The 22,344-nt window shown below is 63.7% G+C and carries 17 protein-coding genes; 2 read left to right on the top strand and 15 right to left on the bottom strand.

Going from position 1 to position 22,344, the window contains the following annotated elements; translation table 11 throughout:
- Positions 1-3 precede the first annotated feature (3 nt).
- The 13 genes from AWB81_RS03400 to coq7 form a co-directional block, all read right to left on the bottom strand.
- Positions 4-945, bottom strand: coding sequence for a D-alanine--D-alanine ligase (locus tag AWB81_RS03400; RefSeq protein WP_087134797.1), 942 nt, complete (start codon positions 943-945; stop codon positions 4-6).
- A 20-nt stretch (positions 946-965) separates the two neighbouring features.
- Positions 966-2,366: a UDP-N-acetylmuramate--L-alanine ligase gene (gene murC / locus AWB81_RS03395; RefSeq protein ID WP_062632499.1), complete on the bottom strand. Its 1,401-nt coding sequence runs from the start codon at positions 2,364-2,366 to the stop codon at positions 966-968.
- Complete coding sequence (gene murG / locus AWB81_RS03390) at positions 2,363-3,505, bottom strand: undecaprenyldiphospho-muramoylpentapeptide beta-N-acetylglucosaminyltransferase (RefSeq protein ID WP_062632498.1); 1,143 nt, start codon at positions 3,503-3,505, stop codon at positions 2,363-2,365. Before murG ends, murC begins: the two co-directional genes overlap by 4 nt.
- Positions 3,502-4,809 carry a putative lipid II flippase FtsW gene (gene ftsW, locus AWB81_RS03385; RefSeq protein ID WP_062632497.1) on the bottom strand — a complete coding sequence of 436 codons (1,308 nt, stop codon included), beginning with the start codon at positions 4,807-4,809 and terminating at the stop codon, positions 3,502-3,504. Before ftsW ends, murG begins: the two co-directional genes overlap by 4 nt.
- Entirely contained in the window at positions 4,806-6,311 is a 1,506-nt protein-coding gene (murD, locus tag AWB81_RS03380) for a UDP-N-acetylmuramoyl-L-alanine--D-glutamate ligase (protein WP_062632496.1), read from the bottom strand. Before murD ends, ftsW begins: the two co-directional genes overlap by 4 nt.
- Before the next feature lie 27 nt (positions 6,312-6,338).
- Positions 6,339-7,508, bottom strand: coding sequence for a phospho-N-acetylmuramoyl-pentapeptide-transferase (gene mraY / locus AWB81_RS03375; RefSeq protein ID WP_062632495.1), 1,170 nt, complete (start codon positions 7,506-7,508; stop codon positions 6,339-6,341).
- Positions 7,509-7,526: 18 nt separating this feature from the next.
- A complete protein-coding gene (locus tag AWB81_RS03370; RefSeq protein WP_062632494.1) occupies positions 7,527-8,948 on the bottom strand; it encodes a UDP-N-acetylmuramoyl-tripeptide--D-alanyl-D-alanine ligase in 1,422 nt (473 codons plus the stop codon).
- Positions 8,945-10,486, bottom strand: a complete 1,542-nt coding sequence (locus AWB81_RS03365; protein WP_062632493.1) for a UDP-N-acetylmuramoyl-L-alanyl-D-glutamate--2,6-diaminopimelate ligase — start codon at positions 10,484-10,486, stop codon at positions 8,945-8,947. The genes AWB81_RS03370 and AWB81_RS03365 overlap by 4 nt, the downstream gene beginning before the upstream one ends.
- Positions 10,483-12,330, bottom strand: a complete 1,848-nt coding sequence (locus tag AWB81_RS03360) for a peptidoglycan D,D-transpeptidase FtsI family protein (protein WP_062632492.1) — start codon at positions 12,328-12,330, stop codon at positions 10,483-10,485. Before AWB81_RS03360 ends, AWB81_RS03365 begins: the two co-directional genes overlap by 4 nt.
- Positions 12,327-12,671: a cell division protein FtsL gene (gene ftsL, locus AWB81_RS03355; protein ID WP_062632491.1), complete on the bottom strand. Its 345-nt coding sequence runs from the start codon at positions 12,669-12,671 to the stop codon at positions 12,327-12,329. The genes AWB81_RS03360 and ftsL overlap by 4 nt, the downstream gene beginning before the upstream one ends.
- Positions 12,668-13,621, bottom strand: coding sequence for a 16S rRNA (cytosine(1402)-N(4))-methyltransferase RsmH (rsmH, locus tag AWB81_RS03350; protein ID WP_087134789.1), 954 nt, complete (start codon positions 13,619-13,621; stop codon positions 12,668-12,670). The genes ftsL and rsmH overlap by 4 nt, the downstream gene beginning before the upstream one ends.
- Positions 13,622-13,636: 15 nt before the next feature.
- Positions 13,637-14,065: a division/cell wall cluster transcriptional repressor MraZ gene (mraZ, locus tag AWB81_RS03345; RefSeq protein ID WP_062632489.1), complete on the bottom strand. Its 429-nt coding sequence runs from the start codon at positions 14,063-14,065 to the stop codon at positions 13,637-13,639.
- A gap of 385 nt (positions 14,066-14,450) precedes the next feature.
- The gene (gene coq7, locus AWB81_RS03340; protein ID WP_062632488.1) at positions 14,451-15,107 is read right to left on the bottom strand and encodes a 2-polyprenyl-3-methyl-6-methoxy-1,4-benzoquinone monooxygenase; all 657 of its coding nucleotides are present in this window, start codon (positions 15,105-15,107) and stop codon (positions 14,451-14,453) included.
- Between the two features lie 334 nt (positions 15,108-15,441).
- On the opposite strand from coq7, the gene AWB81_RS03335 reads away from it, so the two are divergent.
- Positions 15,442-16,596, top strand: coding sequence for a porin (locus tag AWB81_RS03335; RefSeq protein ID WP_062632487.1), 1,155 nt, complete (start codon positions 15,442-15,444; stop codon positions 16,594-16,596).
- Positions 16,597-16,734: 138 nt separating this feature from the next.
- On the opposite strand, the gene AWB81_RS03330 is transcribed toward AWB81_RS03335, so the two are convergent.
- Together AWB81_RS03330 and AWB81_RS03325 are read right to left on the bottom strand one after the other, a co-directional pair.
- Entirely contained in the window at positions 16,735-18,408 is a 1,674-nt protein-coding gene (locus AWB81_RS03330) for a long-chain fatty acid--CoA ligase (protein ID WP_062632486.1), read from the bottom strand.
- Positions 18,409-18,535: 127 nt separating this feature from the next.
- Positions 18,536-20,626 carry a molybdopterin-containing oxidoreductase family protein gene (locus tag AWB81_RS03325; protein ID WP_062632485.1) on the bottom strand — a complete coding sequence of 697 codons (2,091 nt, stop codon included), beginning with the start codon at positions 20,624-20,626 and terminating at the stop codon, positions 18,536-18,538.
- 162 nt (positions 20,627-20,788) lie between these two features.
- On the opposite strand from AWB81_RS03325, the gene AWB81_RS03320 reads away from it, so the two are divergent.
- A complete protein-coding gene (locus AWB81_RS03320; protein WP_062632484.1) occupies positions 20,789-21,979 on the top strand; it encodes a M20 aminoacylase family protein in 1,191 nt (396 codons plus the stop codon).
- The last annotated feature ends 365 nt before the right edge of the window (positions 21,980-22,344 follow it).

Genomic DNA, 22,344 nt, shown 5'->3' with positions numbered 1-22,344 from the left:
GAATCAATCCCTGAGCGTCAGCGACAAAACCTTCACGACGAGATCCTGGTAACTGATGCCGACCGCGCGCGCCGCCTTCGGCGGAAGCGAGTGATCGGTCATGCCGGGCGCCGTGTTCACTTCCAGGAAATACGGATTGCCGTCCGAATCGAGCATGAAATCGGCGCGGCCCCAGTCGGTGCAGCCGAGCATGTCGAAGGCGCGCTGCGTCAGTTGCTTCATGCGCGTCTCTTCGGCGGGCGTGAGGCCGCACGGAATCAGGTACTGCGTGTCGTCGGCGATGTACTTCGCGTGGTAGTCGTAGAACTCGCCCGCCGGCACGATCTTGATGACCGGCAGGTCGAGGTCGCCCGCGATGCAGCACGTGAACTCGCCGCCGCCTTCGATGCTCTTCTCGACGATCACGATCTTGTCGAACTTCGCCGCTTCGACGAGCGCCGGCACCAGTGTCTCGGCGCTCTTCACCTTGATGACCGCGACGCTCGATCCTTCGCTCGCCGGCTTCACGAAGAGCGGCAGGCCGAGCTTCGCGACGATGTCGTGGGCGCGCGCGTCAAAGTCGTCGCCGCGCATGACGGTTTCGAACGGCGGCGTCGGCACGCCGGTCTGCTGCCACACGAGCTTGGTGCGCAGCTTGTCCATGCCGAGCGCCGAGCCGAGCACGCCGCTGCCCGTATAGCGGATGCCGTAGAAATCGAGCGCGCCCTGCAACTGGCCGTTCTCGCCATAGCCGCCATGCAGCGCGATGAACGCTCGCACGAAGCCTTCGTCCTTCAGTTCCGAAAGCGGACGCTCGGCCGGATCGAACGGATGCGCGTCGATGCCCGCGTCGCGCAGGCCCTGCAGCACGAGGCGCCCCGAATTCAGCGATACCTCGCGCTCGGCGGAATTGCCGCCGAGGAGCACTGCCACTTTGCCGAATGCTTTCGGATCGATCTCTTTCACGTTTTTGCCCGTTGCTTCATTCATTTCAGTTCTTGCGATTGCTGGTCCTGCGTGATGCGCCCGCATACGCTGCCGATCGAACCCGCGCCCATCGTGATCACCACGTCGCCGTTCCTTGCCAAAGTCGCAAGCGCGTCCGGCATTTCATCGACCGTCTCTACGAACACCGGCTCGACCTTGCCCGCGACGCGAATCGCGCGCGCGAGCGCACGGCCGTCGGCGGCAACGATCGGCGCTTCGCCGGCCGAATAGACTTCGGTCAGCACGAGCGCATCGACGGTGGAGAGCACCTTCACGAAATCTTCGAAACAGTCGCGCGTGCGCGTGAAGCGATGCGGCTGAAACGCGAGCACGAGCCGGCGATCCGGAAACGCGCCGCGCGCCGCCGCGATCGTCGCGGCCATTTCGACCGGGTGATGACCGTAGTCGTCGATCAGCGTGTAGGCCCCGTCGTTCACCTTCACTTCGCCGTAGCGCTGGAAGCGCCGGCCCACGCCGTTGAATTCGGCGAGCGCCCTCTGGATATCGGCATCTGCGACTTCAAGTTCAGTCGCAATCGCGATAGCCGCGAGCGCGTTCTGCACGTTGTGCGTGCCCGGCAGGTTCAGCGTGATGTCGAGCGGCGGCGCGTCTTCGCGCAGCGTCGTGAAATGCATGCGGCCATCGCGCGCCTCGACGTTCACCGCGCGCACCTGCGCCTCGGCGCCGAGACCGTAGCGGATGATCGGCTTCGACACGAACGGCAGGATCTCGCGCACGTTCGGATCGTCGACGCACAGCACCGCGATGCCGTAGAACGGCAGCCGGTGCGTGAATTCGATGAACGCCTGCTTGAGCCGCGCGAAGTCGTGGCCGTAGGTGTCCATGTGATCGGCGTCGATGTTCGTGATGACTTCGATCACCGGAAAAAGATTCAGGAACGATGCGTCGGACTCGTCCGCTTCCGCGACGATGAAGTCGCCCGTGCCGAGCCGCGCGTTCGCGCCCGCGCTGATCAGGCGCCCGCCGATCACGAAGGTCGGATCGAGGCCGCCCGCGGCAAGCACGCTCGCGACGAGCGAGGTCGTCGTGGTCTTGCCATGCGTGCCGGCGATCGCGATGCCCTGCTTCAGGCGCATCAGTTCGGCGAGCATCACGGCACGCGGCACGATCGGAATGCGCCGGTGGCGCGCGGCGAGCACTTCGGGATTGTCGGAGCGCACCGCGGTCGACACGACCACGGCGTTCGCGCCTTCGATGTTCTCGGCGTGATGCCCGATCGCGACGCGCGCGCCGAGCTTCATCAGCCGCTCGGTGACGGCGTTCTTCGACAGGTCCGAGCCGCTCACCTGATAGCCGAGATTGAGCAGCACCTCGGCGATGCCGCTCATGCCCGCGCCGCCGATCCCGACGAAGTGAATATGTTTGACGATGTGTTTCATTTCGAATCCTTCAGCGCTTGCGCGCTTTCGCCTGCACCGATGCCCATGCCTGCCACGTCGGCGCACACTCTGGCGACACGCTCGGTCGCGTCGGGCTTGGCCAGTTCGCGCGAACGCGCCGCCATACCGCCAAGCGACTCGCGCGTCTGGCTGCACAACCAGCCGGCGAGCTTTTCCGCCGACAGGTCGCGTTGCTGTATCAATTGCGCCGCGCCGTTCTTCTCGAGGAACGCGGCGTTGGTCGTCTGGTGATCGTCGACGGCGAACGGGAACGGCACGAAGAGCGCCGCCACGCCGACCGCCGCGATCTCCGACACCGTCATCGCGCCCGAACGGCAGATCACGAGGTCCGCGGCGGCGTAGGCGCTTGCCATGTCCTCGATGAACGGCACGAGTTGCAGGTCGTCGCCGCGTTGCAGACCGGCTGACGCGTAGTTCGCCTCCAACGCCTCGATGTGCTTCGCGCCCGCCTGATGCACGATGCGCGGACGCAGTGCCGGGTCGAGCAGCGCCATTGCCTTCGGCACCGTTTCGTTCAGTGCGGCCGCGCCCAGGCTGCCGCCAACGATCAGAACATTGAGCCGGCCGCTGCGAGCGGCGTAGCGTTCTTTGGGTGGCAATGCGCACGCAAGTTCCGCACGAATCGGATTACCGGTCCATTCGGCGTTCGGCAATGCGTTCGGAAACGCCACGAGCACGCGCTTCGCGAGATGCGCGAGCACCTTGTTCGCGAGCCCGGCGATCGAATTCTGTTCGTGCAGCACGAGCGGATAGCCGCCGAGCTTCGTCATGAGTCCGGCCGGAAACGTGATATACCCGCCCATGCCGAGCACGACGTCGGGCTTCACTCGACGCAGCGCGTCAAGACTTTGCGAGCATGCGCGCAGGAGGTTCACCGGGAGCATCAGCTTCGTCTTCAGCCCCTTGCCGCGCACGCCGCCGAATCTCACGTATTCCATCGGAATGCCGTGCTTCGGGACGAGCGTCGCTTCCATGCCAGCCGCATTGCCGAGCCACACGACACGCCAGCCGCGCGCCTGCATCCAGTGGGCGACCGCGAGCCCCGGGAACACATGTCCGCCGGTGCCGCCCGCCATCACCATCAGCGTGCGCGAGCCTTGTGCGCCGGAAGCGGTCATACCTTCCCTCCGCGCATCAGCACACGATTCTCGTAGTCCACGCGCATCAGCACCGCGAGCGCGACGCAGTTCAGCAAAATGCCCGAGCCGCCGTAACTCACGAGCGGCAGCGTGAGACCCTTGGTCGGCAAAAGACCGAGGTTCACGCCCATGTTGATGAAGGTCTGCGCGCCGAACCAGATGCCGACGCCCTTCGCCATCAGTCCCGCGAACGTGCGATCGAGCGCAAGCGCCTGACGGCCGATCTCGAACGCGCGTCGAACGATCCAGTAGAACAGCAGAATGACGACGATCACGCCGACGAACCCGAGCTCCTCACCGATCACCGCGAGGATGAAGTCGGTATGCGCTTCGGGCAGGTAGTTGAGTTTCTCGACGCTGCCGCCCAGGCCCACGCCGAACCACTCGCCGCGACCGAACGCGATCAGCGAGTGCGTGAGCTGATACGCCTTGCCCTGTGCGTAGCGGTCGTCCCACGGGTCGAGATACGCGAAGATCCGCTCGCGACGCCACGGCGACAGCCACACGAGCATCGTGAACGTGCCGACCGCCGTCAGCACGAGGCCGCCGAACAGCTTGCCGTTCACGCCGCCGAGGAACAGCACGCCCATCGCGATCGCAGCGATCACCATGAACGCGCCCATGTCCGGTTCGAGCAGCAGGAGCGCGCCGACCGCGCCGACCGCCACCGCCATCGGCAGGAAGCCGCGGCCGAAGCTCTGCATGAACTCCTGCTTGCGCACCGTGTAGTTGGCAGCGTAGATCGTCACCGCGAGCTTCATGATTTCCGACGGCTGCATGTTCGTGATGCCGAGCGGAATCCAGCGACGCGCGCCGTTCACGCCTTTGCCGATGTGTGGAATCAGCACGAAGATCAGCATCAGGAGCGCAATCAGGAAGAGTTTCGGCGCGTACTTGTCCCACGCCGACACCGGAATCTTGAACGCGATGATCGCGCCGACGAGCGCCGTCGTCACCGAAATCAGATGGCGCACGAGGAAGTGATAGTCGCGGTATTGCGCGTACTTGGGTGAATCGGGCATCGCGATGGACGCCGAATACACCATCACGATGCCGAGCCCGAGCAGCGCGATCGTTACCCACAGGAGCGAGTGGTCATAGTCGAGCATGCGCGAGCGGATCGGGCGCACACCGTTCACGGCGCTCGAAATGCCGCCGACGCCTTCCGCGCGTTCGCTCACCCGGCCGACACGGCTCGTGCGTCCGCCGAGCGCGGCGCTGTCGTTAGCGACCGCGCTGCGTTGTCCCGTGAGTTTCGATCCAAAGCGTTCGGACCAGCTCATAGCATCACTCCCCGCACGGCGGCGATTTCTTCGACCTCGCGGCGAAACACGTCCGCGCGATGTGCGTAGTTCCTGAACATGTCGAGGCTCGCGCACGCGGGCGAGAGCAACACGGCGTCGCCCGCCTGCGCGAGTTGAGACGCGGCTAGCGTGGCGGCTTCGAGCGTCGCGTGGTCGTGCAGTTCGACGCCGGTCTCGGCGAGCACTTCGCGGATGCGCGGCGAGTCGCGGCCGATCAGCATCACGGCGCGGCACCAGCGCGCGACAGGCGCCACCAGCGGCGAAAAGTCCTGTCCCTTGCCGTCGCCGCCGGCGATCAGCACGACGCGCTGCGCGAGGCCGTCGAGCGCGGCGACCGTCGCGCCGACGTTCGTGCCCTTGCTGTCGTCGACGTAGTCGATGCCTTCGATCTGTGCGATCACTTCCACGCGATGCGGCTCGCCGCGATACTCGCGCAGGCCGTGCAGGAGCGGCGCGAGCGGCAGCTCGATCGCGCGGGCGAGCGCGAGCGCCGCCAGCGCGTTCGCCGCGTTGTGCAGGCCGCGGATGCGCAGCGCGTCGGCGGGCATCAGGCGCTTCGAGTACAGATCGGGCGCGGCGGCTTCCTGCTTGCGACGGCGCGTCGGTGCCGGTTCGTCGGCTGCATCGCGGTCGTGGGCTTGTGCGAGCCACGCGATGCCGTTGTCGCGCAAGAGGCCGTAGTCGCCCAGGCGGTTCGGCTCGTCCAGGCCGAACGTCACCATGCTCGACGACCCTTGTGCGAGCGCCATCGTGCGGGCGTCGTCGCGGTTCAGCACGCGCACCGTCTTCGCACCGAAGATGCGGCCCTTCGCGGCGGCGTAGGCATCGAGGCCGCCGTGCCAGTCGAGATGATCCTGCGTGATGTTCAGCACCGCGGCGGCGTCCGGCGCGAACGAGTGCGCCGTCTCCAGCTGGAAGCTCGACAGTTCGAGCACCCAGACGTCGGGCAACGCGGTGTTGTCGATGGCGTCGAGCAGCTTGTCGAGCATCGCCGGGCTGATGTTGCCCGCAACCGCCACCGTCTTGCCCGCGCGTTCGCAAAGAAGACCCGTGAGCGCGGTCGTCGTGGTCTTGCCGTTCGTGCCGGTGATCGCGAGCACCTTCGGCGCGTAGCCGTTCACGCCGAGCGCGCGCAGTGCCTGCGCGAACAATTCGAGTTCGCCCCACACGGGGATGCCGCGTTCCTTCGCGGCTTCGATCAGCGGCTTGAGGTCTTCAGCCAGCGGCGACAAGCCCGGGCTGATCGCGACGATGTCGATCCCGCCGTCGAGCAGCGCGGGCGTAAAGGCGCCACCGACGAACTGAGCGTCGATCCTGAGCGCTTCGAGTTGCGACAGATTGGCCGGCGCCTCACGCGTATCGGCGATCCGCAGGCGGCAACCGTGCCTGGCGCACCAGCGCGCCATCGCGAGGCCGGATTCACCGAGCCCCAGCACGAGCACCATCGGACTTTGCCGATCCAGGAACTTCTCGCCAAACATCGCTTTTAACCTTTCTCTGACAACGATTTAACGCAACTTGAGCGTCGACAACCCGAACAGGCACAACATCAGCGTGATGATCCAAAAACGCACGACGACCTGCGTCTCGGTCCAGCCGGACAATTCGTAGTGGTGATGCAGCGGCGCCATCTTGAAGACGCGCCGCCCTTCGCCGTAACGACGCTTCGTGTACTTGAACCAGAACACCTGGAGCATCACGGAGAGCGTCTCCGCGACGAAAATGCCGCCCATGATGAAGAGCACGATTTCCTGCCGCACGATCACGGCGATCGTGCCGAGCGCGCCGCCGAGCGCGAGCGCGCCGACGTCTCCCATGAAGACCTGCGCGGGGTGCGTGTTGTACCAGAGGAACGCGAGTCCCGCGCCGCCCATCGCCGAGCAGAAGATCAGCAGTTCGCCCGCGCCGGGAATGTGCGGGAATAACAGGTACTTCGAGTAAACCGAGCTGCCCATCACGTACGCGAACGCGCCAAGCGATGCGCCCACCAGCACGACCGGCATGATCACGAGGCCGTCGAGGCCGTCGGTGAGATTCACCGCGTTGCTCGCGCCGACGATCACGAAATACGTCAGCGCGATGAAGCCCCACACGCCGAGCGGATAGCTGATCGCCTTCACGAACGGCAGCATCAGGTCGGCGCGCGCGGGCAGGCCCATCGAGAGGCCGCTTCGCACCCAGGCCATGAAGAGATCGAACACGCGCGCGTTGTTCGCCTCGGAGACGCTGAACGCCAGATACACGGCCGCGAACAGGCCGATCACCGATTGCCAGAAATACTTCTCGCGCGACGACATGCCGCGCGGGTCCTTGTGAACCACCTTGCGGTAGTCGTCGACCCAGCCGATCACGCCGTAGCCGAACGTGACGAGCATCACGATCCACACGAAGCGGTTCGTGAGATCGGCCCACAGCAGCGTTGATACCGCGATGCCGAGCAGGATCAGCACGCCGCCCATCGTCGGCGTGCCGGATTTGACGAGATGCGACTGCGGGCCGTCCTTGCGCACGGCCTGGCCGACTTTCATCGCCGTCAGTTTGCGGATGACCCACGGTCCGCAGACGAGGCCTATCAACAGCGCCGTCGCCGTGGCACCCACGGCGCGGAACGTGATGTAAATGAACACGCGCATGAAGCTGGCGTCATTCTGGAGCCATTGCGCGAGTGCGAGTAGCATGCTGGTCCTTCTTTTCTTTCAGTGTGCCGCGGGCTTCTCGCCCGCAGCGGGTTGGTGTGGACTCGTCACGGCGTCCACCACGCGTTCCATCTGCATGAATCGCGAGCCTTTCACGAGAAACGTTGCGCCGGGTCCGAAACCGGCGTTATTCAATGCTGCGGTGAGCGCGGCGACATCGCTGAAATGCTTTGCCGTCTTGTTCGATGCAGCCGAATGGAACGACTTCGCTGCATCGGCGCTGGCGTCGCCGAGAGCGAAAAGTGCGTCGATGCCGCGCTGTGCCGCATAGGCGCCCACTTCGCGATGAAACGCCGGTCCCTGGTCGCCGACTTCGCCCATGTCGCCCATCACGAGCACGCGCGGCGACGGCTGCGAAGCAAGCACGTCGATGGCTGCGCGCATCGAATCGGGGTTCGAGTTGTAGGTGTCGTCGATGACGGTTGCGCCTTCGATCGGCGCCACGGCCGCGCGCTTCACCTGCAGGCGGCCCTTCACCGGCTCGAACGCTTCGAGACCGCGCCTGATCGCATCGGGCGAGACGTTTGCGGCGAGCGCCGCCGCCGTCGCGGCAAGCGCGTTGCGCGCGTTGTGTTCGCCGAGCACACGCAACGCGACCGTCAACGGTCCTTGCGGCGTGACCATCTCGACAGTCGTGCCGGCAAGACGCCCCGTCACCGCTGCCTTCGACGGATCGTCGGAGAGCGCGAAGTCGATGATCGGATTGCCGGTTGCCGCGACGCGCCAGATGCTGGCGTAGGCGTCGTCGGCGGGGAATACGGCGGTACCCGTTTCGCCGAGCGCGTGGATCACCGATGCGTGCTCCAGCGCGACCGCTTCGACCGTCGCCATGAATTCCTGATGCTCGCGCTGCGCGTTATTGACCACCGCGACCGTCGGCGCCGCGATTTTACCAAGCACGTCAGTTTCGCCCGGATGGTTCATACCGAGCTCGACCACCGCGAGACGATGCGTCGCGTTCAGGCGAAACAGCGTGAGCGGCAAGCCGATGTCGTTGTTGAAGTTGCCCGCGGTCGCCATGCGCGCCTCCTCGCCGACAGCCGCCGCGAAGATCGACGCGATCATTTCCTTGACCGTCGTCTTGCCGTTGCTGCCGGTGACCGCGACGAGCGGCAACGTGAAGCGCTTGCGCCATCCGTGCGCGAGCGCACCGAGGGCCGCGCGGGTGTCCTTTACCTTGATGACCGGCAGGGACAGATCGGCAGGCACGCGAGAGACCAGCGCCGCCGATATCCCGCGCTCCGCAACCTGCGTCAGGAAATCATGCGCATCGAAACGATCGCCCTTCACCGCGACGAACAGATCTCCGGCCTGCGCCTTGCGGCTGTCCGTGGATACGCGTTCGATCGCCACGTTCTCGTCGCCGATCACGACGGCGCCCGGAATCAGCGCGGCGGCTTCGCGCAAGGTGAACATCGTCATTCGCCACCTCCGCGCGTGTGCGTGGCGCGTGCGGCGAGCGCGAGGCGCGCGTGATCCTGATCGGAGAAGGCGCGTTTCTTTCCCATGATTTCCTGTGTTGCCTCGTGCCCCTTGCCGGCCAGCACGACCACGTCTTCGCGAGCCGCCGTGCGGATCGCCTGGAGAATCGCGCTCGCGCGGTCTTCGATGCGGCGCGCCTTTTGCGCATTGCTCATGCCGACGGCGATCTGGTCGATGATGGCTTGCGGGTCCTCGCTGCGCGGGTTGTCGCTCGTGATCACCACCTGATCCGCGAGCTTCTCCGCGATCGCGCCCATCAGCGGACGCTTGGTCGCGTCGCGGTCGCCGCCGCAACCGAACATGCAGATGAGTTCGCCGCCGCGTGCTTCGGCAATCGGCCGCAGCGCGTCGAGCGTCTTGTCGAGCGCGTCGGGCGTGTGCGCGTAGTCGATCACGACGAGCGGCTCGTCGCTCTGCAGCCGGCCGCCAAGACGCTGCATGCGACCGTTGACCGGTTCGAGCTTTGCGATCTGCGCGAGCGCGGCGTCGAGCGGGACGCCGCTTTCGAGCAGCGCCGCGGTCACCGCGAGCAGGTTGCTCACGTTGAACGTGCCGAGCGTGCCGACTTCGACGTCCGCCTCGCCCCAGTCCGACGCCAGATGAAACGCGGTGCCATTCGCCGTCGCTCGCACGTTCGTGGCGAGCAGCATCGCGTCGGCACGCGGCGCGGCTTCAGCCGCAATTTCGACACCGTATGCAATCGTGCGCAGCTTGCCACGCAACGATTCGATCAGGCGCTGGCCGGCGGCATCGTCGCGATTGACGATTGCAGCCGTCAGCGACGGCCACGCGAACAGTCGCGCCTTGGCGGCTTCGTAGGCGTCGAAGGTGCCGTGATAGTCGAGATGGTCCTGCGTGAGATTCGTGAAGATGGCGAGGTCGAACTGCGTGCCGTTCACGCGCCCCTGGTGCAGCCCATGCGACGACACTTCCATGACGACACCCTGCGCGCCCTCGGCCTTTAGTTGCGCGAGACTGCGCTGCAGCTGCGGCGCATCGGGCGTGGTGAAGCCGCTGTGCACGAGCTTGCCCGACATGCCGATCCCGAGCGTGCCGACGATCGCACAGGGCTTGCCCACCGCCGTCAGCGCGGTGGCGAGCCACTGGCTGCACGACGTCTTGCCGTTCGTGCCGGTCACGCCGACCGTCAGCATCGACTCGGTCGGCTCGCCGTACCACGCGGCGGCAATCGGTCCGGCCAGTTCGTTCAGCCCTTTGACCGCGAGCGTCTTCGCGGCATCGGGCTTGCCGTCGAAATTTTCCGGCTGGTAGAGCGCGGCAGCGGCGCCGCTCGCGAGCGCGGCATCGATGTACGGACGATTGTCGGCGCCATCGACCGCATATGCGAAAAACACGTCGCCGCTTTGCAGCGAACGCGTGTCGGCGTGGAGCTGGGCGTCGGGCTGTGCATGCGCGCGCAGCCATTGCACCGCCTGCGCGACGTCCTTGCGCGCCTTCGATTGCTTCTGCGCGCTCATCGAACCACTCCCGGATGGCTCTTGTTAGTGCTCGATACGGCGAGCTTCTTCGCTGCGTTCTGCCCGGGCGCCGTGGCCGCCGCAGGCTGCGAAGCTGCCTGCGATTCGTCGTTCACGACCATCTGCTTGACCGGCATGTCGGGCGGGAGATTGAGCGCGCGGAACGTGTCGCCGGCAATCGCCGAGAACACCGGACCGGACACCTGGCCGCCGAAGTGGCTGCCAACCGTCGGTTCGTCGACGGAAACCGCCACAACGATGCGCGGATTCGGCATCGGTCCCATGCCGACGAACGACGCGCGGTACTTCGACTTGTCGTAGCCGCGGCCAGCGTGCTTGTACGCCGTGCCGCTCTTGCCGCCGACGCGATAACCCGGCACAGCGGCATCCGGCGACGTGCCGCCCTTCGCCGTCACGGTTTCGAGCATCGCGCGCACTTCACGCGCGGTGGCCGGCGCGAAAACCTGCGTTGTCTGCACCGGCTGATCGCCAGGCGTGCGGAAAATCGACACCGGCAGGACCCGGCCGTCGTTCGCGATCGCCGTGTAGGCGCGCGCGAGCTGAAATAGCGACGCCGACAGGCCATAGCCGTACGACATCGTCGCCTGCTCGATGCGACGCCAGCTTTTCCACGGCCGCAGGCGCCCGGTCACCGCGCCCGGGAAGCCGACCTTCGGCGCCTGTCCCAGACCGATGCTCGTATACATGTTCCACATTTCCTCGGGGCGCAATTGCATCGCGATTTTGGTCGCGCCGATATTGCTCGATTTCTGAATCACGCCGCCGACTGTCAACGTGCCGAAACCGGCGTCGTCGGTGATGCGCGCGCCATCGAGCACGAATACGCCGCCGCCCGTCTCCACGAGTGTGTTCGGCGTGACGCGATGCAGGTCGAGCGCGAGCGACACCGTGAACGGCTTCATGATCGAGCCGGGTTCGAAGGTGTCGGTGAGGATGCGGTTGCGCAACTGCTCGCCGGTCATCCGCGAGCGGTCGTTCGGGTTGTAAGTGGGATAGTTGACGAGCGCGAGCACTTCGCCCGTCTTCACGTCGATCACGATTGCCGCGCCTGCCTTCGCCTTCGACTTCTCTACCGCCGCCTTCAGGTTCGTGTACGCGATGTACTGGATCTTGCTGTCGATCGAAAGATCGACGTCGGTGCCGTTATGGGGCACGACCTGCTCGTCGACGTCTTCGATGATGTGACCCATCCGGTCCTTGATCACGCGCCGCATGCCGGGCGTGCCGGCGAGCACGTGCTGGTCGCCGAGTTCGACGCCTTCCTGACCCTTGTCTTCAATGTTAGTAAAGCCGATCAGGTGCGCGGTGATTTCGCCTTCCGGATAGAAGCGTTTGTATTCGCCGCGCGAATAAATGCCGGGAATGTCGAGCGCCGCGACTTTCTGCGCGGTTTCGAGCGACACCTGGCGCTTCACGTAGACGAACGTCTTGTCCACCGACAGCTTCGCGCGCAATTCCTTGTCCGTCATGTCGAGGAGCTTGGCGAGCTGGGCGAGCTTGTCCGCGCCGAGATCGTTCGGCACGGTCTCGGTAATTGCCCAGATCGCCTTGACCGGCAGGCTCGTCGCGAGCACGAGGCCGTTGCGGTCGCGGATCTGGCCGCGCGTCGCCGGCAATTCGAGCGTGCGCTGATAGCGGCTCTCGCCCTGCTTCTTGAAGAACGCGTTGCCCGGGCCCTGAATCCAGAACGCGCGCGCGGCGAGCGCGAGGAACGCCATGAACAGCAAGAACACGACGAGCTTCGAGCGCCACATCGGCAGGCGCAGCGACAGGATCGGATTCGGGGTGTAGGCCACGTCCTTCTGCTTCGCGGATTTCTTCATCGCTTCGCTCCGCGCGCAGGAGGTGCCGACGCCGGCAGGGGCGGCGGCATCGGTGCGTCGGTGGCCTTGGAGGTCGCCGGATCGTAGGTGAGATATTGCGTGCGGCCGGTCGTCACGGGCTGCATCTTCAAAGAGTTAGTGGCCAACTGCTCGATGCGCGAGGTTTTCGACAACGCGCTCTGCTGATACTGCAACTGCGAATAGTCCTGCTGAAGCTGACGCTCCTGCGACTGCGCGCGCTGCAATTCGATGAAAATCTGCCGCTGCTGATTCGTCGCGCTGACGACGGAAAGCGCGCATCCGAGCACGACGATCAGCAAGAAAATGTTGAGGCGGTTCATGGTGCAATGCGCTCCGCGACGCGCATCACGGCGGAACGGGCGCGCGGATTCGCCGCGACCTCGGCCTCGCTCGCGAACACGCGGCCGACGATACGCAGCGGCGGGCTCGGCAGATCGACGGCGCGGATCGGCAGGCGGCGATCGATTGCGGGCGCGCTCGCGTGCGCCTGCATGAACCGTTTGACGATCCGATCCTCGAGCGAATGAAAGCTGATCACGACCAGCCGCCCCCCTTGCTCCAACAACGCCAATGCCGCTTCAAGGACTACCTGCAGCTCCGCAAGCTCTTGATTGATGTGAATCCGTATAGCCTGAAAGGTGCGGGTTGCCGGGTCCTTGCCCTTCTCACGGGTTTTGACGACGTGACCCACGATTTCGGCAAGCTCGCTCGTGCTGACGAGAGGCCCAAGACGGTCGGACTCTGCCCGGCGAGCAACAAGCGCCTTTGCAATCTGAAAAGCAAACCGTTCTTCCCCATAATCTCTGATCACCTCCGTCAATTCCTGCACCGTTGCCCGCGCGAGCCACTCGGCCGCCGACTCGCCTCGAGTCGGGTCCATCCGCATATCGAGCGGGCCTTCCGCCCGGAAGCTGAAGCCGCGACCCGGATCGTCCACTTGCGGCGACGACACCCCGAGATCCAGCAACACACCCGACACTCGCGCTACTCCTCGTTCGCTCGCCGCGTCGCGCAAGGCAGCAAAGCTGTCATGCACGATCGAAAAGCGTGAGTCCTCAATCTGTTGCGCCGTGGCGATGGCAAGAGGATCCTTGTCGAAGGCGATCAGTTGCCCCGCATCCGCAAGCTTCGCCAAAACCGCCCGGCTGTGGCCGCCGCGCCCGAACGTGCCATCTATATAGATACCGTCCGTGCGCGTGACCAATGCGTCTACCGCTTCATCCAGCAGCACCGTGCGATGCTGCAATTCGTTTCCCATCGCAGGTGCCATATGTTCAGCGCCGCGTCAGAAGGTGAAATTCTTCAGCGCTTCGGGCATGCCCTGCGCCATCGCCGCCGCTTCCTTCGCGGCGTACGTGTCTGCGTCCCAGAGCTCGAAGCGATTTCCCATGCCGAGCAGCGTCACGTTTTTCTCGAGCGAGGCGGCCGAACGCAATTCCGGCGACACGAGCACGCGCCCGGCAGTGTCGAGTTCGACGTCCATTGCGTTGCCAAGGAAAATACGCTGCCACCAGGCGGCTTCCATCGGAAGCGCGGCGACCTTTGCGCGAAAGACTTCCCACTCGGGGCGTGGAAACAGCAACAGGCATCCATCCGGGCTCTTCGTGAGCGTCACCCGGCCTTCTGCCTGTGCTTGCAGCGCTTCCCGATAGCGGGACGGAACCGACATCCGCCCTTTCGCATCGAGCGTCAGCGCCGACGCCCCCTGGAACACTCGCCCTCTCCCCTATTTGCGACGCCCCCGTTGGCGTCTTGCTCTGCTGGAATATGCCGGAAAGTGCTATCGGAATCACACGAAAATACACTTTCTCACACGTTCTCCCACTTTAGAGGAACGTATTTCGAGGGTCAAGACTCCGCCCTTTTATTTGATTAATTTTGTTTTCCAGAACAAGGACTTAGCGCGGGACCTTGAAGTCGTCCGAAAAGCGAAAACCGTTATGAATGAAAGAACTAGTGCGGGATGTGAAGGTAGTACGTGAAATGAAGCGGGGAAGCGCGCGAATCGTAAAGCTTCTGCAAGCGCGATTCGCGGCATCCGCGCTCGGGTCGGGAAGTGTCGGGCGCGGTGGGACGCCGTCCCACCGCGCAGGAGAGATTCAAATGCGATAAGCGGCGGTGGTCATGACCTTCGATGCCGCCCGCATCAGCGCACGAACGGGGAAAGGCAATTCTGCGCCGCCCGCCGCGATCGCCGAGGCCGCGTGCGCGCTTTCGTCGATGCGCATCTGCTCCACGATCGCGCGCGATGCCAGATCGTTCGCCGGCAGCGTCTTCATGTGGCCGTCGAGATGATGCTCGACCTGGCGCTCGGTTTCCGCCATGAAGCCGAGACTCGTGCGGTCGCCGAAACGCCCGGCGAGCAAGCCGATCGCGAGCGAACCCGCGTACCAGAACGGATTCAGCAAGCTCGGGCGCGAATCCAGGTCCTTCAGCCGCTGGGCCGTCCACGCGAGGTGGTCCTCTTCCTCGCGCGCCGCGCGCTCGAAATCGTCCTTGAGCGCGGGCGACGCCGTCGCGAGCTTCTGCGCCTGATACAGCGCCTGCGCGCACACTTCGCCGACATGGTTCACACGCATCAGGCCGGCCGCATGCGCCTTCTCTTCGGCGCTCAACTCCGCCACTTCAACGGGCACACCGTACTCGTCGACATTCCCAGCGGCTTTCGAAACCGGAATGGGACGTGACATGCGACTTACGCCCGCCATCGATCGCAGTCCGCGATCGAACTCCGTAATCAGTTCATCAAGCGTCATTTACCCCTCCCTCAACGTGCAATCGCCGCACTGTCGTTCGCGATCCTTACGAATTGCCGTGCTTGTCCGAGTGTCTCGAAAAAGCGTGAAAAATGCGTCGCGCTTTGGAATTAGGGCAAACACCGGTCGCAAAAAAGCGGCGAAACGGGATTTTAGCGCATGTTGCGTAAACGTCACAGGACGGGGCCGCACGGCCGGCTTTTCCTTTGTCCTCAAAAGCCTCTTTGTTACATTACGGTCAACTTCTTTGGAAGTACCCGGCGGGGACGTCAACACACTGGCGCTAGAACAGTGACCTTGCCAAACAGTTTCAACATCCTTGGAGATCATTTCAATGAAAAAGTCGCTTCTCGCTCTGGCCGCATTGGGCACGTTTGCTGGTGCCGCTCAAGCACAGAGCAGCGTGACGCTGTACGGCATCGTCGACGCTGGTTTTGTCTTCAACAACAACAGCAACGGCGAACAACTGTACTCGCTGAACAGCGGTAACCTGCAAGGCAGCCGTTGGGGCCTGCGTGGCACGGAAGATCTGGGCGGCGGCCTGAAGGCCCTGTTCGTGTTGGAAAACGGCTTCAACGTGATGAACGGCCGTCTGGGTCAAGGCGGCGACGAGTTCGGCCGTCAGGCATACGTCGGTCTGTCGACGAGCCAGTACGGTACGGTCACGCTCGGTCGCCAGTACGACTCCGTCGTCGATTACACCGGCGCGCTGGAAGTCGGTAGCCAGTGGGCGACGTACTTCGGTGCGCACCCGGGCGACCTGGACAACATGAACAACTCGAACCGCGTGAACAGCGCGGTCAAGTACACGAGCACGAACTACGGTGGTTTCACGTTCGGCGGCCTGTACAGCCTGGGCGGCGTCGCTGGCCAGTTCAACCGCAACCAGATCTGGTCGTTGGGTGTTGGCTATAACCGCGGTCCGCTGCAAGTCGGCGCTGGCTACCTGAACGTCAAGGATCCGAACTTCTCGTTCTTCGGCAACAACGCAACGTCGAGCGCAACCGGTTCGAACATGGCCGGCAGCCGCGTGTACTCGGGCTACGCATCGGCACGCACGCAAGAAGTGATTTCGGCTGGCGCTGCTTACACGTTCGCTGCTGCAACGGTCGGCGTGACGTACAGCAACACGGCGTTCAAGGATCTGGGCTCCGAAGCCGGCCTGAACCCGCTGGGCTACGGCGGCTCCGCACGTTTCCACAACGCGGAAATCAACTTCAAGTATCAGTTGACCCCGGCTCTCCTGCTGGGCGCTGCTTACGACTACACGCACGGTTACGGCGTGAACGACGCGAAGTACCACCAGGCAATGCTTGGCACGGACTACTTCCTGTCGAAGCGCACGGACTTCTACGTCGCAGGCGTCTACCAGCACGCAATCGGCACGGATTCGACCAACACGTCAGCAGTGGCGAACATCAACGGCCTGTCGCCGTCGTCGACGTCGAACCAGGTTGCCGCGATCGTCGGTATCCGCCACAAGTTCTAATAAGTCTGAACAAAGCAGCACACGATTGGAAAGGCGCCTTCGGGCGCCTTTTTTTATCCGCTTTCGTTGCGGCTACGCAACAAAAAAGCCTTCGCGTCTCTCGACGCGAAGGCTTTTTACTAGCGCTAGATGCGGCGTCTACGCCTTGCCGTCGCGCAATTCCCGCCTCAGGATCTTGCCGACGTTGCTCTTCGGCAGATCGCTGCGGAATTCGATGATGCGCGGCCGCTTGTAACCCGTCAGTTGGTCCTTGCAGAACGCGATCACGTCGGCTTCCGTCAGGCTCTGGTCCTTCTTGACGATGAAGAGCTTCACCGCCTCGCCCGAGTTCTGGTCCTTCACGCCGACCGCCGCGACTTCGAACACGCCCGGCAGCTTCGCGACCACATCCTCGATCTCGTTCGGATACACGTTGAAGCCCGACACCAGGATCATGTCCTTCTTCCGGTCGACGATCTTCACGTAACCGCGCTCGTCCATCACGCCGACGTCGCCCGATTTGAAGAAACCATCGGGCGTCATGACCTTGGCCGTTTCGTCCGGCCGGTTCCAGTAGCCCGCCATGACCTGCGGTCCGCGAATGCATATCTCGCCGGCGGCGCCGAGCGGGAGTTCGTTGTTGTCGTCGTCGCGGATCGAGATTTCCGTCGACGGGAACGGCAGGCCGATCGTGCCCGTGTATTCGGTCGCGGTCACCGGATTGCAGGTCACGCAAGGCGACGTCTCCGACAACCCATAACCCTCGATGATCGGCGCGCCCGTGGTCTCGAACCAGCGCTTCGCCACCGCTTCCTGCACGGCCATGCCGCCGCCGTTCGCCGCGATCAGCTTCGAAAAGTCGAGGCTCGCGAAATCCGGGTGATTCAAGAGCGCGTTATAGAGCGTGTTGACGGCCGGAAACGTGTTGATCGGGATGCCCTTCAGTTCCTTGATCGTGCCCGCGATGTCCCGCGGATTCGGAATCAGCACGCCGAGGCCGCCGGTCCGGATCGTGAGCAGCCCGCAGACCGTCAGCGCGAAGATGTGATAGAGCGGCAGCGCGACGACGCACACGAACTGATCGATATCCGGCCGCTTCTTGCGCGCCGGATCGAGCCACACTTCCGACTGCAGCACGTTCGCGATGAGGTTCCTGTGCAAGAGCGTCGCGCCTTTCGCGACGCCGGTCGTGCCGCCCGTGTACTGGAGGAACGCTACGTCGTCGGGATGCTGCTCGACGGGCTTCAGCGGCTCGCGTGCGCCTTCTGCGAGGGCGTCGTTGAAGCGGATGTGTCCCGGCAACTGCCACTCCGGCACCATTTTCTTCACGCGGCGCACGACGAAATTGACGACGAGACCCTTGAGTCCCATCAGGTCGCCCATCGCCGCCACGACGACGTGCTTGATCGCCGTGTTCTGCACCACCGCCTGCAGGGTCTTCGCGAAGTTTTCGAGCAGGACGATGGCTTCGGCGCCGCAGTCCTTCAACTGATGTTCGAGCTCGCGCGGCGTATAGAGCGGATTCACGTTCACGACGATATAGCCGGCGCGCAGAACGGCCGCGATCGCGACCGGATATTGCAGCACGTTCGGCATCATCAGCGCGATGCGCGCGCCGGGTTTCAACCCGCGCGACTGGAACCACGCGGCGAGCTTTCGCGACATTGCGTCCAGCTCGGCGTAGGTGATCGATTGGCCCATGCAAAGAAACGCGCGCCGGTCGCGGTTCTTGCGAAAACTGTCCTCGAGCAGTTGCGAAACCGAGCGGTACGCCGAAGCGTCGATTGCCGCGGGCACGCCGGCCGGATAAGACTTCAGCCAGATTTTTTCCATACGGCGTCTCCTTTATTTATTTTCGAATGGTCGTGCGGAAAGCGAATGCTAACGGCTCGACTTCGTTCCCACAACCGGGTTAGACGCCACCTTCCATTTCGTCCAGATACATCCTGATTCATGCCGCTCAGTGCGCCGGCTCGACCTCGACAAGGCAATCGTAAAATGTCGCCGATCCACCCAGATCGGTTAGCGCCTGGCTCGTCACCTGATTGGCGTTGCGCCCGTCCGGCGCGAGCTTCTTCCACCAGATCGACAACCCGACGACCACGCCCTCGCGCGCGCGATCGGTCACACGGGCGCGTGCCTGCATCGAGCCGCGATCGTTGTAGATGCGCACGATTTCGCCGTCCGCGATCTGGCGCGCTTGCGCATCGGCGGGATGAATGTCGACATGCGGTTCGCCTTCCGTCGAGCGCAGGCTCTCCACGTTCACAAAACTGCTGTTCAGGAAATTGCGCGCGGGCGGCGAAATCATCGCAAGCGGAAAGCGCGCGGCGAGTTCGGGAGCGCCGTCGGCGGATTCGTACGGCGGCAGATAATCCGGTAGCGGGTCGCGCCCCTCTTTCTCCAGTCGCTCGCTGTAGAACTCGCATTTGCCCGACGGCGTGCGAAAGCCGCCGTTCGCAAACGGCGCCTCGGCCAGCTTCAGTTGCGCCCAGCCGTTCGCCTTCAGCGTTTCCCAGCTCTGGCCCGCCAGCGCCGGATCGTCCCAGCGAAGCGCGTTAGCGGCGATTTGCTCGTCGGTTTCGAGCAGGGCCGGGTGACTCAGGCCCATCGCCCGCGCGAGTCCGCGGAAAATTTCGGTGTTCGCTCGCGCGTCGCCGACCGGCGCAATCGCGGGGACGTTCGCCATCACGTGCGTGTGTCCGTACGACTTGTGGACGTCCAGATGTTCGAGCTGTGTCGTCGCAGGCAGGATCAGATCGGCGTAGTCCGCGGTGTCGGTCTGGAAGTGTTCGAGCACGATGGTGAACAGGTCCTCACGCGCGAAGCCCGCTGCGACCTTCTCGGAATCCGGTGCGACCGCGACCGGATTCGAGTTGTAGACGATCAGCGCCTCGACCTTCGGCCCGAAACCGGCGTCGCCTGGATGCAGCAGTGCATCGCCGATCGCATTCATGTTGATCATGCGCGGCAGTTTCGACGGCCAGCCCGGCAGCAAGTCCTGCCTCTCGAGCGCGCCGGAGTTAACCGGCGCCCACCCCGACGACGACAGCAGAACGCCGCCCGAGCGCTCGCGCCATGCGCCCGTCAGCGAAGGAAGGCTCGCGATCGCCCGAACCGCGTTGCCGCCGCCGCGCACGCGCTGCATGCCGTAGTTGAGCCGGATCGACGCCTTTCTGGTCGCGCCGAACGCGCGGGCCAGATCGACAACCACTTGTTCCTCGATGCCACATATCTGTGCGGCGCGCGCCGGCGGATAGTCGGCGGCACGCGCTTTCAACGGCTCGAATCCTAGTGTGTGAGCATCGATGTATTCGCGATCAATCAGGTTCTCGCCGATCAGCACGTGAATCATCGCGAGCGCGAGCGCCGCGTCGGTGCCTGGCCTGAGCGCGATATGCTGATGACACTTTTCGGCGGTGAGCGATCGATAAGGATCGATCGCGATCAGCTTGGCACCGCGACGCTTCGCTTCCTGCGCGCGCGTCCAGAAATGGAGATTCGACGCGATCGGGTTCGAACCCCAGATCAGGATCAGTTCGCTTTCCTCGAAGTACTCGGTATGCATCCCGAGGCTCGCGCCGTAGGTGTATCGAAGGCCTGCCGCCCCGGCCGCGGCGCAGATCGTGCGGTCGAGTCGCGACGCGCCGAGCGCATTGAAAAAGCGCGCGGCGATGCTTTCGCCCTGCACGAGTCCCATCGTGCCCGCATAGCTGTACGGGAGGATCGCTTCGGGCGCCCGCGCAGCGATGGGCTCCAGACGCTCGGCGGCGTAGCGCAGGGCTTCATCCCAGCCGATGGCTTCGAACCGGCCTTCGCCTTTGCGTCCAATGCGCCGAAGCGGCGTCAGCAGTCGATCGCGATGGTGCGTCCGCTCCGCATAACGCGACACCTTCGTGCAGAGCACGCCTTGCGTCGGCGGATGATCGGGATCGCCCGTCACCTTCACGGCTTTGCCGTCCTTCACGGTGACGCGCATCGCGCAGGTGTCGGGACAGTCGTGCGGACAGACGGCACGGGCGAATTCGACGGGAGCTGTGGGGGCATTCATGCGGACGTCCGGTAGAAAACACGCAGATCTAGGCTAATCCATCGATTTTATTACGGCTGGCCGTGGGCAAGCGGTCAGATCGATTAAATTGTCGCGGCGTAAAATGGTCTTAAGCGCGCGCCGCAACTTTGCGCATTCCTTCTGTACAGTGAGACCAGTTCAATGAACCTGATTCCAGAAATAGAAGCAGCGCACGACGAGATCAAGGCACTTCGACGAACGATCCACGCGCATCCGGAACTCCGCTACGAAGAAGTCGGCACCGCGCAGCTGGTGGCCGAAAATCTGGAACGCTGGGGAGTGACCGTTCATCGCGGAATCGGCAAGACCGGTGTTGTTGGTGTGCTCAAGCGTGGCACGAGCACGTCGGCCATCGGCCTTCGCGCCGATATGGACGCGCTACCCATCCAGGAACTCAATACGTTCGATCATCGCTCGAAAAATTCCGGCCGTATGCATGCTTGCGGGCACGACGGCCACACGGCCATGCTGCTCGGCGCGGCAAAACATCTGGCGCAGCACGGCAAATTCGACGGCACGGTCGTGTTCATCTTCCAGCCCGCAGAGGAAGGCGGCGCGGGCGCGCGGGCGATGATCGAGGACGGACTTTTTCAACGCTTTCCAGTCGACGCTGTCTTCGGCATTCATAACTGGCCCGGCATTCCGGCAGGTCACTTCGGTGTGACCGAGGGTCCGATCATGGCCTCCAGCAACGAGTTTCGCATCAAGATCCGCGGCACGGGTTCGCACGCCGCGCTCCCGCATAACGGGCACGATCCCGTCTTCACGGCCGTGCAGATCGCCAACGGTCTGCAGAGCATCATTACGCGCAACAAGAAGCCCATCGACACGGCTGTTCTTTCGATCACGCAAATTCATGCCGGCGATGCGCTGAATGTCGTTCCGGATGAAGCCTGGCTCGGGGGCACCGTGCGAACGTTCTCCGTGGAGACGCTCGATTTGATCGAAAATCGCATGCGCAGGATCGTCGAGTCGACGGCCGCTGCGTATGACTGTGAGGTCGAAACATACTTCCACCGCAACTATCCGCCGACGATCAATGATTCGGAGCAGGCTCGATTTGCTGCATCGGTGATGGCGGGGGTTGTAGGCGAGGAAAAGGTCGACGCATCAGTTGAAGCGACGATGGGCGCCGAGGACTTTTCATTCATGCTGCTGGAAAAACCGGGGTGTTACGCGTTTTTGGGCAACGGAGAGGGAGGACATCGCGAGTCGGGCCATGGCGCGGGACCTTGCATGCTGCATAACGCAAGTTATGACTTCAATGATGGACTGTTGTCCATTGGATCGACGTATTGGGTCCGGCTGGCTGAGCGTTTTCTGACGCAATAGCGTGGCCGAGCGAGCTTGGCTGGCGGTAGATGCCACCGATTTTCCTGAGGCTTCGGCCTTGAGAGATCTTCGTTCGTTTTGCGCGGCGCAGCGCAGGTGACCGGAAGCAGGATTGGCTGCGGCGCGTTATCGCCGTTTCGAGCAGGGCTTGGGAGGATAAAAAAACTGCGAGATCATAACTCGTCGTCGCTGAGGCAACGATTGGAAGGGTGGATGCGCATGGCTTTGGTTCGCGGCACGAAAACGCAGGCGTGCATTGGCCACCGAGTCCGTTTGAGACGCTGAACTGAACGCAAAAACCCCACCTTTGGGGGGTGGGGTTTTTGTTTTGCTGCATGAGGAGCCTGACGATTACCTACTTTCAC

The organism is Caballeronia arationis, assembly GCF_001544975.2.
Taxonomy (GTDB): domain Bacteria; phylum Pseudomonadota; class Gammaproteobacteria; order Burkholderiales; family Burkholderiaceae; genus Caballeronia; species Caballeronia arationis.
Note: the sequence above shows the minus strand (reverse complement) of the source record. Positions and strands in the feature narration are given on the sequence as shown.